Source organism: Vibrio sp. 1-2 (7-a) (genome assembly GCF_013048515.1).
Lineage (GTDB): Bacteria > Pseudomonadota > Gammaproteobacteria > Enterobacterales > Vibrionaceae > Vibrio > Vibrio diabolicus.
In genome coordinates this window covers 1-14,030 of record NZ_VHSQ01000009.1, presented here as the reverse complement: position 1 = coordinate 14,030, position 14,030 = coordinate 1, and the positions used below count along the sequence as shown (strand labels likewise).

The 14,030-nt window shown below is 42.8% G+C and carries 12 protein-coding genes, 1 tRNA gene and 1 pseudogene; 8 read left to right on the top strand and 6 right to left on the bottom strand.

Features of this window, described 5'->3' with window-relative positions; genetic code table 11:
* Positions 1 to 5: 5 nt before the first annotated feature.
* Positions 6 to 668 carry a septum site-determining protein MinC gene (gene minC / locus FKN08_RS18130; protein WP_005382304.1) on the bottom strand — a complete coding sequence of 221 codons (663 nt, stop codon included), beginning with the start codon at positions 666 to 668 and terminating at the stop codon, positions 6 to 8.
* A gap of 197 nt (positions 669 to 865) precedes the next feature.
* Here minC and FKN08_RS18125 point away from each other — a divergent pair, with 197 nt between their 5' ends.
* The 4 genes from FKN08_RS18125 to FKN08_RS18110 all read left to right on the top strand — a co-directional run bounded on the left by FKN08_RS18125 (position 866) and on the right by FKN08_RS18110 (position 4,660).
* On the top strand, positions 866 to 1,147 hold the full coding sequence (locus tag FKN08_RS18125) for a YcgL domain-containing protein (RefSeq protein ID WP_005382303.1): 282 nt from the start codon (positions 866 to 868) through the stop codon (positions 1,145 to 1,147).
* Positions 1,148 to 1,195: 48 nt separating this feature from the next.
* Positions 1,196 to 2,167: a lytic murein transglycosylase gene (locus tag FKN08_RS18120; protein WP_048626139.1), complete on the top strand. Its 972-nt coding sequence runs from the start codon at positions 1,196 to 1,198 to the stop codon at positions 2,165 to 2,167.
* Positions 2,168 to 2,258: 91 nt separating this feature from the next.
* Positions 2,259 to 3,203 carry a LysR family transcriptional regulator gene (locus FKN08_RS18115; RefSeq protein WP_005396032.1) on the top strand — a complete coding sequence of 315 codons (945 nt, stop codon included), beginning with the start codon at positions 2,259 to 2,261 and terminating at the stop codon, positions 3,201 to 3,203.
* Positions 3,204 to 3,460: 257 nt separating this feature from the next.
* The gene (locus FKN08_RS18110) at positions 3,461 to 4,660 is read left to right on the top strand and encodes a NupC/NupG family nucleoside CNT transporter (RefSeq protein ID WP_031780514.1); all 1,200 of its coding nucleotides are present in this window, start codon (positions 3,461 to 3,463) and stop codon (positions 4,658 to 4,660) included.
* 68 nt (positions 4,661 to 4,728) lie between these two features.
* On the opposite strand, the gene folD is transcribed toward FKN08_RS18110, so the two are convergent.
* Entirely contained in the window at positions 4,729 to 5,589 is an 861-nt protein-coding gene (gene folD, locus FKN08_RS18105) for a bifunctional methylenetetrahydrofolate dehydrogenase/methenyltetrahydrofolate cyclohydrolase FolD (protein ID WP_170892657.1), read from the bottom strand.
* Positions 5,590 to 5,792: 203 nt separating this feature from the next.
* Between folD and FKN08_RS18100 the strand changes: the two genes are divergently transcribed.
* From FKN08_RS18100 to FKN08_RS18090, 3 genes are all read left to right on the top strand, one after another.
* Positions 5,793 to 5,869 (top strand) — tRNA-Arg (locus FKN08_RS18100).
* Between the two features lie 395 nt (positions 5,870 to 6,264).
* The gene (locus FKN08_RS18095; protein WP_047462752.1) at positions 6,265 to 6,456 is read left to right on the top strand and encodes a hypothetical protein; all 192 of its coding nucleotides are present in this window, start codon (positions 6,265 to 6,267) and stop codon (positions 6,454 to 6,456) included.
* 48 nt (positions 6,457 to 6,504) lie between these two features.
* Positions 6,505 to 7,452 carry a hypothetical protein gene (locus FKN08_RS18090; RefSeq protein WP_153645966.1) on the top strand — a complete coding sequence of 316 codons (948 nt, stop codon included), beginning with the start codon at positions 6,505 to 6,507 and terminating at the stop codon, positions 7,450 to 7,452.
* A 111-nt stretch (positions 7,453 to 7,563) separates the two neighbouring features.
* Here the strand turns inward: FKN08_RS18090 and FKN08_RS18085 are convergent, their stop codons facing one another.
* The 4 genes and pseudogenes from FKN08_RS18085 to FKN08_RS18070 all read right to left on the bottom strand — a co-directional run.
* Complete coding sequence (locus FKN08_RS18085; protein ID WP_153645965.1) at positions 7,564 to 8,250, bottom strand: hypothetical protein; 687 nt, start codon at positions 8,248 to 8,250, stop codon at positions 7,564 to 7,566.
* 11 nt (positions 8,251 to 8,261) lie between these two features.
* Positions 8,262 to 9,263 carry a hypothetical protein gene (locus tag FKN08_RS18080; protein WP_170892656.1) on the bottom strand — a complete coding sequence of 334 codons (1,002 nt, stop codon included), beginning with the start codon at positions 9,261 to 9,263 and terminating at the stop codon, positions 8,262 to 8,264.
* A 2-nt stretch (positions 9,264 to 9,265) separates the two neighbouring features.
* Positions 9,266 to 11,020, bottom strand: coding sequence for a restriction endonuclease subunit S (locus FKN08_RS18075; protein ID WP_170892655.1), 1,755 nt, complete (start codon positions 11,018 to 11,020; stop codon positions 9,266 to 9,268).
* Positions 11,020 to 12,018 (bottom strand): annotated as a pseudogene (locus tag FKN08_RS18070) (N-6 DNA methylase); the annotation flags it as partial. The gene FKN08_RS18075 and the pseudogene FKN08_RS18070, both read right to left, overlap by 1 nt.
* Positions 12,019 to 12,333: 315 nt before the next feature.
* Between FKN08_RS18070 and FKN08_RS18065 the strand changes: the two are divergent.
* Positions 12,334 to 13,794 carry a hypothetical protein gene (locus tag FKN08_RS18065; protein ID WP_170892654.1) on the top strand — a complete coding sequence of 487 codons (1,461 nt, stop codon included), beginning with the start codon at positions 12,334 to 12,336 and terminating at the stop codon, positions 13,792 to 13,794.
* The last annotated feature ends 236 nt before the right edge of the window (positions 13,795 to 14,030 follow it).

Below are 14,030 nucleotides of genomic sequence, written 5' to 3'. Positions count from 1 at the left end.
TTAGATTAAATCGCGAGAACTTCTAAATGCAATGATTCATCGGCTTTACTGATCATTACTTTCTTTTGCCAGTACTCGCTTTCAATTTGATCGCTTAACCAGTAGTCACCCGCAATGGATACCAGTTCTGCTTGTAAATCGTGGCAAATAATACGCGCTTCCTGCTGACCACTTGCGCCTGCAATCGCACGGCCTCGAAGTGTGCCATGGATATGAATAGAGCCGTCAGCGATGACTTCAGCACCAGCACTTACGTGCGCTAACACCACCAAATCACCATCTTTCGCGTAGATCTGTTGTCCTGATCGAACAGGCGTGCGAACTACTTTCGTTGGTGCCATTTTGGCAGGTGCTTGGCTTGGTGATTTGCTCGCCGACATAATGGCGAAGCCAGCTTCGGAAGCAAGATTTTGTACACGCTTGTCTTTACAGCCCGTTACACCGACCGGAATAAAACCAGCATCTGAGATGCCTTGTTTAAGCTTAGGGAAATCAATGTCGCCTTGTACTTTTGCTATATTGATTACCAAAGGCGCGGATGCAAAAAAAGAAGGTGCTTGAGAAACTTTTTCTTGCAAAAATTCGACAGTCTTTGCGATCTCATTGTCAGAAAGGTGTAAAACTGACAATGTAAAACTGCTACCTTTAAGGTCTGGTGAATGGGTCATCGTGGACTTCTTGCCTTTATTGAAAGAGCGTTGCCTTAAACTAGGTCTGTCATGTTATATTTCATCCTTTGACGCAGCAAGTTCTCTCGTGGGCAAATAGGTGAATTAATCTCAAATTTGCTATTAAGTTTGCGAGAATTTGACGTTTTCAACCTAATCCGCACTCAACGCGGCTAAATCAGCATAAAAGGCGTGTCATGCTTTGTTCTATTTATAAAAGCTCGAAAAAAGAAGGTACTTATCTCTATATTCCGAAAAAGGATGATTTTTCACAGGTTCCTGACACCTTAATGCAGATGTTCGGTAAGCCTATCGCTGTTATGACGATTAAACTTGATGGCCGTAAATTGGCACAAGTTGATATCGAAAAAGTGAAGGCTTCATTGCAAAATGATGGCTTCTTTTTGCAGGTTCCGCCTCCGCCGGAGAACCTACTAGAAAAGTACAAAGAACAAAAAGCCCAGCAGAAAGGCGAATAACGTCATCGTTTTTCATCTGGGATTTCTGCCTTGCTCAAGGAGGGCAATATGAAAAAAATACTGGCTACCATGCTTAGCGTTGGTGTGTGTACCTCGGCTTTTGCAAGTAGCGAGGGTTTCGATGAATACTTGAATAAGCTGCGTGCTGAAGCGCGTGATAAAGGTATCTCAGAGCAGGTCATTAGTGCTGCTTTTGCGAATGTTGAGTACAAGCCTCGAGCAGTAAAAGCGGACCGAAACCAGCCAGAGAAGAAACTGACGTTGGATGAATACATTCCTCGCGCGGTGCCTGAATGGAAGGTGAAGCAAGCAAGACAACTCTATAAAGAGCATTACACCGAGCTAAAGCGTATAGGCGATGAGTACGGTGTGCAGCCTCGCTTTATCGTGGCGCTGTGGGGTGTAGAAAGTAACTTTGGTAAATTTACGGGTAACTTCAAAGTGATTGACGCGTTGTCGACAATGGCATTTGAAGGTCGTCGTGAAGAGTTTTTCCGTAAAGAGACCATGTCGGCATTGCAGATCCTCGATCAAGGCCATATCGAGCTAGATAATTTTAAAGGTTCTTGGGCTGGTGCGATGGGACAGTGTCAATTTATGCCAAGCTCTTTCCTACGTTTTGCCGCTGACGGCAACGGGGATGGTAAAAAAGACATTTGGCAATCTGAAGCCGACGTATTTGCATCAACCGCTAACTATTTGAGCAAGTCCGGCTGGGATGACAAATACACTTGGGGTCGCCAAGTGAAAGTTCCTAAAGGCATTGATCGCAGCTTAGAAGGGCGCACAGCTGAAAAAGGTAAATACCTTCAGGAGTGGAGCAAACTTGGCATCACAAAATACGACGGTAGTCCGTTGCCAAAACTGGATGAAGACATCAAAGCATGGTTGATCATGCCGGACGACGAAAATGGTCGTACGTATCTGGTTTACAATAACTACAACGTACTGATGAAGTGGAACCGCTCTTACTACTTCGCACTCGCCGTGAGTCACTTGGCTGACCGAATTAAATACTGAGCTGTTATCAAATAATCACTTGGCATCCAGTATTCAATATGAGGGCTCTTCGGAGTCCTTTGTTTTTCCTATAATCAAATCGAGGTAAAGCGTGTTATCTGAACGTGCTGCACAAATGGTGATCTTCTCCGCTCTTCTTAAACATAAAAGTTTCACGGCTGCTGCAAAGAGCTTAGGCGTGTCGGTGTCTCATGTGAGTAAGCAGTTGAGCCAGCTAGAAGCGTCTCTTGGTATCAAGCTTGTTCAACGCACTACGCGAAGCTTTACGCCGACTGAGGCAGGAAAAACCTTTTTTCATCACTGTGAGCAAGTAGTACAAGCGGTGAGCAGTGCTACATTAGAGATGGAAACCCAGCGGGATGAAGTGGCAGGCTTAGTGCGTCTTGGTTTGTCGCAATCATTCGGTACCTTGCACATTATCCCTGCAATTCAAGAGTTGCGCGAACTGTATCCTCAACTTCAAGTGGAGGTGCATTTGTTTGACTATAAGGTCGATATGTTAGCCGAAGGGCTCGATTTATGGGTGACCAACAACGAGCATTTGCCTGAAGGCTACATTGCGCAGCGTTTGACGGATTGCCAGTTTGTTGTGGCGGCATCACCAGATTACTTATTGAAACATGATACGCCAACAGAGCCGGATGACTTGTCTTCTCACAACTGTCTTATATACAGAAGCTGGGAGCGTGACTATACGGGGTGGGCGTTTACTAAAGATCAGCAGGAGTTGAACGTAAAAGTTTCGGGCAACTATTCAGTGGATCTGGCAGAAGCCGTTCGGGATGCCGCTATTGCAGGTTGGGGCATTGCCTACCTTGCCACTTACTTACTGGGTGATGAGTTTAGAACGGGTAAGTTAATACAGTTGTTACCGGACTGGAAAGCAAGCCAGTCGATGCCGTTTTATGCGGTGTATCCAAGCCGCCAACATATGCCAAAAAAAATATCCGCAGTGATTAACTTCATCAAACAGAAGATCGGTAACCCGTGTCATTGGGATCAACGTCTAGCGCCTTACATATCTATTCCTAAGTAACAGGATCAATGACGTTATTGAACGGCACATAAGGTGATTCACTTCACAAAAATTTTTCCAGAACTAGAAACATCTTTTCTATATGGAAACAATAAAAATAAGCAAACGTTTATATTTATATAATTCAATGCCTTATGATTAAGGTCAATTATTGGGCGCTTAAACTTTTCACACTGTTAACATCCTCAACTTGCAGCATTTTGAGTCCGCTATACAATCCGGTGCCTTCCATATCCCCCTTCTGTCGGATTCATTTTATGAACTCAATTATTGGTATCGTAGCCATACTATTCGTAGCATGGCTACTTTCTACAAATAGAAAAAATATAAAGCTGAGAACAGTGTCGTTTGCGTTTGCTTTGCAGGTACTGTTTGCGTTGTTGGTTTTATATGTACCAGCAGGACGAGATGCGCTGAATTCAGTGAGCAGCGTTGTGTCGAATTTGATCAACTATGGTCAAGAGGGCATTGCGTTTTTATTCGGTAATTTGGCGACAGGGGGCTTCACCTTTGCGATCAATGTTCTGGGTATCATCGTTTTCTTCTCCTCTCTTATCTCCGGTCTTTATCACATTGGTGTGATGCCAAAAATCATCAACTTTATCGGTGGCGGTATTCAAAAGCTGCTGGGTATCGGTCGCGCGGAGTCTTTGTCTGCAACGGCGAATATTTTTGTTGGCACCATTGAAGCGCCATTGATGGTAAAGCCATACCTAAAGCACATGACCGACTCGCAGTTCTTTGCGGTGATGACAGGTGGTTTGGCTTCTGTTGCTGGTGGAACGTTGGTCGGTTACGCGTCACTGGGCGTTGACCTTAACTACCTGATCGCTGCCGCATTTATGTCGGCACCTGCGGGCTTGTTAATGGCAAAAATCTTAATGCCAGAAGATACGGATAAAGCAGCAGATATCGACATTAGCCAAGTTGAAATTCCACGTGCAACCAACGTAGTAGAAGCATTAGCCGATGGTGCAATGGCGGGTGTACGCATTGCTGTATCGGTAGGTGGTACGCTATTGGCGTTCATCAGTGTCATTGCAATGTTAAACGGCATGCTAGGTTGGATTGGTGACCTTGTTGGGACGCCACTAAGCTTCGAGCTGATCCTAGGTTATGTATTCGCACCTGTCGCTTGGTTATTAGGTGTGCCATGGCAAGAAGCAACCACAGCAGGCTCGCTGATTGGTAATAAGATTGTGGTGAATGAGTTCGTTGCTTTCATCCAGCTTGCTGAAGTGAAGTCTCAGCTCAGTGAACACTCACAAGCAATCGTGACGTTTGCTTTGTGTGGTTTTGCAAACATCTCAAGCATGGCGATGCTGATTGGTGGGTTGGGCTCATTGGTACCTGAAAAGCGTGCATTTGTTTCTAAACATGGTTTCCGTGCGATTATCGCTGGTGTCATGGCGAACTTAATGAGCGCTTCTATTGCGGGCGTGATTTTAAGTCTGTAATTGAAATAGATATCAACAATTAGCAAAAAGGCTCCGCAAGGAGCCTTTTTCGTATCTGAAGTTTTACGTTATTTGTCTGTGTGGAACTGTTCGCAAGCGAGCATCGTGTTCTCGATTAAACTTGCAACGGTCATTGGGCCAACACCACCAGGGACAGGAGTAATAAAGCTCGCACTTTCACGTGCTTTATCGTATTCCACGTCGCCAACTAGCTTGCCTGAATCAAGACGGTTAATGCCGACATCGATAACCACTGCACCTTTCTTAATCCACTCTCCAGGGATGAAGTTTGGCTTACCAACCGCAACCACGACAACGTCAGCTTGACGCACATGACTCTCTAGGTCTTTGGTAAAACGGTGACATGTTGTTGTCGTGCAGCCCGCAAGCAGCAGCTCAAGTGTCATTGGACGACCAACAATGTTTGACGCGCCAACCACAACCGCATGTTTACCACGTAGCTCAATGTTGTAACGGTCGAGTAGGGTAATAATGCCCTTTGGTGTGCAAGAGCGAAGCTTTGGAATACGCTGCGCAAGACGACCAACGTTGTAAGGGTGGAAGCCATCCACGTCTTTCTCTGGGTGAATGCGCTCTAAAATATGTGTTGTGTCGATGCCCGCAGGAAGGGGTAATTGCACTAGAATTCCGTCAATTTCATCATCGTTGTTTAATTCATCAATCAGCGCTAGTAACTCTTCTTCTGAGCTAGACGCAGGAAGGTCAAAAGACTTAGAAACAAACCCAACTTCTTCACATGCGCGGCGTTTGCTGCCGACATAAACCTGAGAAGCAGGATCTTCACCAACTAGAACCACTGCTAAACCAGGAGCGCGTAAACCTGCTGCGACGCGAGCTTTAACACGTGCTGCAACTTCGGATCGAACAGTTTGGGAAATGAGAGTTCCGTCTATATTTTGAGCAGTCATGACTTTCCTTATAAATTAAGAAGGCAAATTATCTGCGGCGCATTGTCGCAGAAATTCTAATTAACATCCATACGCAAACGTTTGCCTTGTGGTGTTTTTGAACATTAAACGTTTTAATGGACTTTTTTTAGGCATTCAGATCAGAATGTTATGAAAACCCGTTGATTTACCCGTTTGAACTCGTATAATCCTGTCCCTGTAGCGCGCCCTTAGCTCAGCTGGATAGAGCACGTCCCTTCTAAGGATGTGGTCGTAGGTTCGAATCCTACAGGGCGTGCCATATTCTATAAGGCCTGACAGCTTATTAAGTTGTCAGGCCTTTGTCGTTTTGGGTGTTTATAGTCGGCTAAGTAGTCGGTTAAGCTTGTAGCTTAATGTAATCATCTGTAATAAATGCATAAGTTCGCTTGCTTCTCGCGGCTAGGTATTTGAAACTCAACATGCAAATCATCCCCTTTTCAAACATACACTTCATAAAGAAGCCTAATAGGACTTGTGTTTGGGTATAGAGTCTTGGGTTCCTTCGAGTCTGGTTACTACAGAAGAAGCAATGTCTCGAATTGACACAATGAGAAACACTGTTTTCAAGAAAATGTCGACATTGTCGGATAAATGTACAATTATTAACTTACTTGTATCGTGCTAGCCTTTTGATTTTGATGCACTGGAGAAATTATGGCCAAGACTAAACAAGATGTTCTTAGAGAACGTTATGAAGAGTTTCAAGCGCGTAAAAGGACAACTAAAGGTATTAAGTATGAGCTGGTTGATGGTGATGTGCTTCGTCTAGATACAGCTTCTGTCAAGCGCAATCAAGTTGTTAAGGCACAGATTGCTGCATCCAAAAATGTACCTTTAGAGGCTTGAGTTAAATGCCATACCATTAGGTGTGGCATTTCTAATTAGAGAGTAGGGATGATTAAGCCAACTGTATTGTTTTTATTGATACTCGGAATATCAGGATATTTCTTTCTTAATGGCCTATCTAAGTACCATTTCAAATTAAAACGAACTATTGGTTATCATACTTTTTTCGAGTCAACAGCCTTTGGTTTGCTCTTATTTGTATTCGCTTCTGTTATCCATATTATCATCCAGTATTGCGGTCGTATTCTGGGAGTTGAGCATGATTTAGGCTATTGGGCCTTATCAAAGGCTTTGCTTATTACCCCTAAGAGTGCAGACGTAGCGCTGTTCAATATTAGTTTGATCACCTTAATCCTTGGTTTCTCTTTACCGAAGGTACATATCCTCCTCGCAAGTTTCGGATGTTACAATAGTTTTAAAAATAAACTAATCGCTTTCAAGTGGGCAAGTTCATTAAATCACCGCTTATCAGAACTCAAGAGCAAAATTAAGATTCAAAAAGATGATGAGCTGAGAAAAGAGTTCCTGTCCGATGTAGAAAGCCCAGAGTTTTCAAGGCTAATAGATAAAGCTAGTGAATTATCACTTCCTATACTTTTTACCATGTCCGATAGTAAAGTTTACATCGGCTATCCGTATGAGATAACGGGAGGAGCAACAATTAACGATTTATTGGTCATTCCTTTAGTAAGCGGCTATAGGAGCAAAGATAAAAATAAACTTGAAGTAGTGACTCGATACATAGATGTTGTACAAGAGTTAAGAGTAAAGGAGAACATTGAATTTAAAAATATGCTTCTTCACGAGGGGAAGTATACTGAAGCTGAGATAGACGAACTCTTTCAACAATATCCAAGCCTCAGCTTAGATTCATCAGAAGTAGATGACTTGGATGAATTTGTCCCATACTTGGTCTCGCTACCGTACCGCGAAATAGTACATGCACACATTCACAACTTAGACCAGTATGAGCTATTCAAGTCAAAGGAAGATTGAGTGGCCTGCTATAAAGCCAATTACTTACCGTCTGTTTCCTTCATGTAATGAACGGATAGTTTGCATCAGGTGGGACATTTTTACATCGACGTTGACACTACTAGTGGAAGTTTAAAATCTGCCGACGAAAGAAACTCCCAGTTTATCAATTTTTTCTAGAGGGTGATAAAGTTGCGCATAATAGTTTTTCTCAGGATCTATTGTTAAATATCTATCATTGTCCACGATTTTAACTTTGTTGATACCTGGGGTACTTAGAGCTGAGATATAGCCTATAGGGTAGTCTGGCTCAATACTATAAGCATACCCAGCGTTATCAGTGCAAGATAGGCTTACTATATCAAAAGTGGCTACCATTTTATCTTTCTCGATATTCGATGCTCTGACACCTAGGCGGCAATCTCCTCCATCAAAAACGTGTTCACTTGATGTGGAAGATATTGGAGAAACGGTTGTCACGATCGCAAATGTATAGTCGTGCTCAGTATTAGCAATGTGCGACTGGGGACTGTTCAGCCATGGCAATGAAAGAAACTTAATCACAGCGGCGGAACTACTTGGAATACTGTAGTTAGATGCTTCCAACTTGGCTAATTTTAAGCGCTTTTCCACAGCACCATCACCTTGTACCGTTACGAGGATCGGCTGCTCATACCCAATAATCTGTTTTATATCTTGCACAAACCGCATCCCCGTATCTTTTGCTTCATAAACATAAGAGGTGGCAGTTAATAGCGCAGCGATAGAGATTACTATTTTGTTTTTGCTAATGATTTCCTTGAGTCTGGTAAAGTCCATTGGTCTCTCCATCAGATATTACTAACTTTCTCTACAACCATGCCACTTTGCTCTGCAAAGTGAATCAATCGAGTGATATTGCTGAGGCTCCACTGGTTGGTGATGGCTATCACCTCGTCGTTAGGCAGCGTAATCAGCGCGTCTTCATCACTGTGGAAGCGGCGAATTCTACCTTGAGGTATATCATCCGCTAGAATGGCTATGCGTCGTCTTACTGGCTCGTTAAATGCGTTGAGTACATCATTCAAGCTTTGTGGCTGATGCTTCTCGATCCAGTCTGTGACCAACGCGAGCGCGAGGTGACGCTTTTTATAGGTATGACCGTTATAGCGGTACTCTGAGTAATCTTTTTCGACTTTTTGAACGCTTGTGCGCTGCTCAGCACGCTTCTCGCGGAACTTCACCTGGTACTCTTCCAGTTCTGGAACAGGGATGATCTGTTCGGCATTGATCAGTACATCTTCTTTGTAACGGTAGGGTGTGAGGCGCACACAACTGATATCGATGCCTTTGTCACGCAACCACAAGACCGAAGTTGTGAGTTCTTTACCGAAGTCCGCTGAGGCTAGAACGATTCGAACATCGTTACCAAAGTCATCTAAGCTGTTTTCATCAAGATCGACAAACTCCAGAATGGCTTCGCGGGCATCAATCTCTTGACCTTCTTTTTTTAAGTACTGGGCATAGTAGTCACACGCTTTATCGAATGTCATGGTAGAGATCATCGCGGCATAGCGCAGCGCTTGCAGTTCCATATGCGCACCGATTTCATCCCGTTTAAGCTCAATGACGACTAAGTTGGCATTTTTGTCGATGGCTAACAGGTCTATACGGCGACGACTGTCTTCCCAGTCTGAAAACTCTTCTGATATCACCAAACAATCAGGTGCGATGGCATCAATACAGCCTTTCAGCGCTTCTTGTAAATCGTGCCTTTCTTGCAGCCCTTCGGCTGCAAAGGTGGTCGGTGTCAGTGCGGTGAGGTTTTTATTGGCGATATTGTATAGGCTCATGGTTATACTGCTTGTTCGACAATAGCGTCAGTGAGTTGTAGTTGCGACATTTGAGATTCCTTCAAACGCTCCTTCAACTCATCGCAAATACCTAGAAGTAGGTTTACCTTTTCAACGATACGAGGGAATTGTTGCTTTGGTGGGCAAGGAACTAATACATTGCTCAAGATTTCTAAGTTAATATTTTTCTGTGCTGTTGAAGGAGCAAAACGCTCTAAGTTTTCTTTGGCTGTTTTGATGAAATAGTCAAAGTAAACAGTCGGAATTCCCTTGTCATAAGGTGTGTAACCGACAACACTATCAGGGAAACAAGCGTCAAATCCTAGAGTTGCTGTATCCGCAATATTCGCAGCAATAGTGATGCACAATGTCCCTTTTGGCCAAAGCTGACTCTGCGCTAGACCAAATTCATTATACTTTGCGGTATACGTTAGTATTGTTCCATTTGCACGAGCTACATCACCAGTCTGAACTAAAGGGATATTACCGTTTTCATATAGTTTCGGGTCATTACGAGGTCTGTGTTTTGATTTGCCTCTAGCAAGCTCACCTAAGTTAGGTAAGCGGCACCACTCCCACCCATTCGGCAGTTCAAACGGCTTTTCATCTTCAGCAATCGGTGGCAGCGCTTTTTGCTTTTTGATTTTCTTATCTTTGACTAACTGCGCTTTATCTTCCGCAATTCTTTTCAGTAACTCAGCAGCAGGTTCATCACTTGGATCTTGTGGAACCAGCTTACCCATCACCGCCAGTTGTAGGATGGTTTGCTTAAGCTGGTCGATGCTTTCTTCAGTGGTGAATAGGGTATCGAAATGCTCGCTGATTCGCGCCCAGTTTTGCATTAACTCGTTAGCATCGGCGGAGTTGGTGAGCGTTTCCAACAGGGTTGTTAGCAGCACTTGGTGCGCTTCGATACTGGCTTCGGTTTGTTGTTCTAACTGGTCGCAGAGCGTCATTAGCTCATCGACTTTGGCGACGATGCGGTGTTGTTCATTGCTTGGAGGAAAAGGTAAAGGGTTCTCTGAAAAAAAGTCTTTAGGGACTCGTTTTTGTCCTGCAGAACCTGTCATCTTCGTTTCGCCAACTTTCAGGAATATAGGAGCCTTTAAGTACAACAATACAAATAGTGGGTTAATGCAATCTGATAGAGGACGAGCCACGTGCAACTCGGTAGTTCCCGCACCAACTCCTCCTTCAAGGCCCGAGAACACCGCGGCTTTGCTGTTCTCAAAACATGGTGTGATCTTAGCTAACGCAATGTCACCATCTTGAAAGTGCGTGTAGCCTTTTTTGATTTCTTTCCAAATTCGCTTTTCAGAACCATGTGAACCATCATAGTTAGTCGTAATTAGTGGCATAGGCACAAACGACACTTCAGCATCATCATCGGTTGTGCTATTTCGAGGGCTAATTTCAGCTATTTCAGAAACCCTTGTCCATGCCCAACCAGTTGGTGTATCAAAAAGTTCTTCGTCTTTGGATACTTGCCCTAAAGATTTTTGTTTCTTAATCTTCTTCGCTTTCACCAACTTTGCTTTTTCAGCCGCAATGCGTTCAAGCAACACTGAAGCAGGCTCATCATTAGGATCTTGAGGAACAAGCTTTCCTCGCACAGCTAGCTCTAGAATCAGCTCACGCAGCTTCTTAACGCCATACAGTTCTAGCTTCTTGCTGCTACCGCGACCAGAGGTCGATTTGGCTTTTACTGCCGAAGTCCAAATATCAATATGTTCGGTAATTAGGTTCTCAACAGCCATTATTGCTCACCACCTTGCTTTTTACCTTGAATGGTAGAGCTAAGAGCATCACCGAGAATGCCTTTCAGTTGGTCACGCAGTGCTTTAATGTCTTGTTGCTGCTGCTGATAGTTCGCCAGTAACTCTTCAGGATCATGGCTGACTACTTCGTCCTGATACGGGTTTTTCACATCAAGGTTAAAGTTGCGCTCGATAATATCTTCAATCGACACTTTCCAAGCTTGCTTGGTCTCGATGCGACTAGCGAATCCATCGGCCTCGTTACCCCACCAATCGATCTCTTGTTGGAATTCTTCAAACTTCATCGGTTTGGTTTTGCTGTAGTTCTTCACGCCTTCTGGGTAAGGGTGCTCATAGAACCACACTTCTTTGGTCGGTTTGCCTTTGGTAAAGAACAGTATGTTGGTCTTAATGCCTGTGTATGGGTTGAACACGCCATTAGGTAAGCGAACAATCGTGTGCAGGTTACACTCTTCCGTTAGCATCTTTTTGATTTTGGTTTTTACACCTTCACCAAACAAGGTGCCATCAGGTAACACCACACCAGCGCGACCATCTTTATCTAATACTTCGACAATAAGCTGCAAGAACAAGTCAGCCGTTTCACGAGTTTGCATTTCGGCAGGGAAGTTCTTTTCAATCCCGTCCTCTTCTGTACCGCCAAACGGTGGGTTAGTCGCAATCACATTGATATTACTGTCCCAACTTGAAAGCGGTTTATTGAGCGTGTTGCCGTGCTTAATCTGCACAGGGACTTCGATGCCGTGGAGCATCATATTGGTGATACATAGCAAGTGTGGTAGTTGTTTCTTTTCTACACCATGGATTTGCTTTTGCAGCGTTTGGTGGTCGGCTGCGCTGGTCACGTAGTTCTCTTTAACGTGATCGAACGCGCAAGCCAAGAAACCGCCCGTACCGCAGGCGGGATCCATAATTTGTTCGCCTAGCTTTGGATCCAGTCTGTTGACGATAAAACGAGTCACCGCGCGAGGGGTATAGATAATGGCATTTAGCAGTGTTACTCAAACTGTTACCCCCTTTGATTTCATAGAGTTACCCCACGTAACAGTTTTTTCTTGAAAGTTGTTATGTTTTTAAAAGGATCGGAGAAATGAATGCGTGAATTGTTACTCAACACCTCTGATTTTTTGTGATGCTTGAGATCTATCTAAATCAAACCAGTAAATCTCTCGTTAATCACCATTGACCCTGTTACTCGAATTCATCATTATGTAACTTATTGATTATTACTTTTTGATTCCTAGATTTATTAACGTAATAGAGCTAGAGCTGGTAATTGAGGATAGGGTTGAATGAATATTTACTTTTCAGACTATTTTGGTGTATCAAAAGACGAACTTGATGAGTATGGGGCCTTCAATGTTTCTCTTATCAATGATCTCCCTGTTTTCATCGATCCATTTCTTCTTTTCAGCAGTGAAAAAGATGAATATCGAAATCTACATACTGAAATTATTAATTACATTACATTCTTACGAGAGATGTCAGATAAAGGCCCCATTGCAAGTGGATTAATTAAACACTGGTTTTTATTTCCTGAAGTAAAACAAAATTGGTTAGGTTACAGCAAAATCGGAAATGGCGGTGCTGGTCTTGGATCCAAATTTGCCGGTGCTCTAAACGATAATTTAAGCTCAATTTTTAATAACTTTGGCAATGAGCACATTACCAAAAGTAGCCATTTAGAAAAGCTATGTTTGATCAAGGATGGGGTTGGTAAGGATTCTATTAGCGACTTCACAACCAATTTAGTAAAGGGTTTTCTGTGCGAATACACTGAAAATTTCGCCAAAAAATACTTGCATGAATCTAGATGTAAAAAGGTTAATGTAAATCATGCACAGTTTGACTATAAAACACGTAGATGGATATCCAAACTCTACATGCTTCCATTTATAGATGACGATTTCGTATTACTTACGCCCAAAGATATCCTTACTAAAGACGAAGCTTGGATAAATAAACATGACATTATTGGTGATTTCGATGAGATAGCCGCATCGATCCCCAATGTTGAGTTACGGGCACAAATCAATGAATATTTATTAAGGCAAATTCCAAAAAAAGCAAAAAAAAGTGAAGTCAATCAGGCAATATCAAGGACACTAGTAAAATTTCCTGTACTTATTGATCACTACATCAAATATAAAGAAGATCACAGTAATGAAGCCGTAACAATTAGCGAACAGAAGGTCGAAGAAACTGAGGCTGTATTTATTCGCCAGGTCACTAACCTCGTTGAGATTTTACGTGCCCAGAATGTTTTCTACGCTCAGAAAGGAGATACCTTCGAAGAAGCTTACAATCGTGTGATGTTTTTAAAGCAAGTAATTGAAAATAATGATGGCTATCGCCTTTTTTATGTCAAAGGTGAACCCATAAAGCGAGAGTCTGATTTACAACTAATATTTCGTTTAACATGGTATGCTTCTGATGACGATGTAAATTCTGAGGTTAATAATGGTCGAGGGCCTGTCGATTACAAAATATCAAGAGGCTCGAAAGACAGCACTCTTGTTGAATTTAAACTAGCTGGTAACAGTAAACTGAAGCAAAATCTCGCAAAACAAGTTGAAGTTTATAAAGCTGCAAATCAGACTAATAAATCTATAAAAGTCATATTATATTTCAATGACGCTGAACTACAAAGAGTCCTAAAGGCAATGAAAGAACTCGAATTAATTCAAGGAAAAGAACTGGTTCTTATTGATGCAAGAGCAACCAATAAGCCATCAGGTTCAAATGCTAATTAAGTACGAGGTAGCCTACGTTGCCACCTCAGATTAGATTTTGAAATCTATAAGTTGGATCCAAAGCTTACCGAAAATAATATGGAATACTCGGGAGAAAATAGAGGTGTGAATCGTAAGCGTCTTTAAATCGACTCATTCAATCCTTTTAATAAACGTCGTAACCTTTAACTTTTATCGTTAAAGGTACTCGAAAATGTCTCAGCATAGATCTCAGCAAGAATGGCTACGCCTTGTTC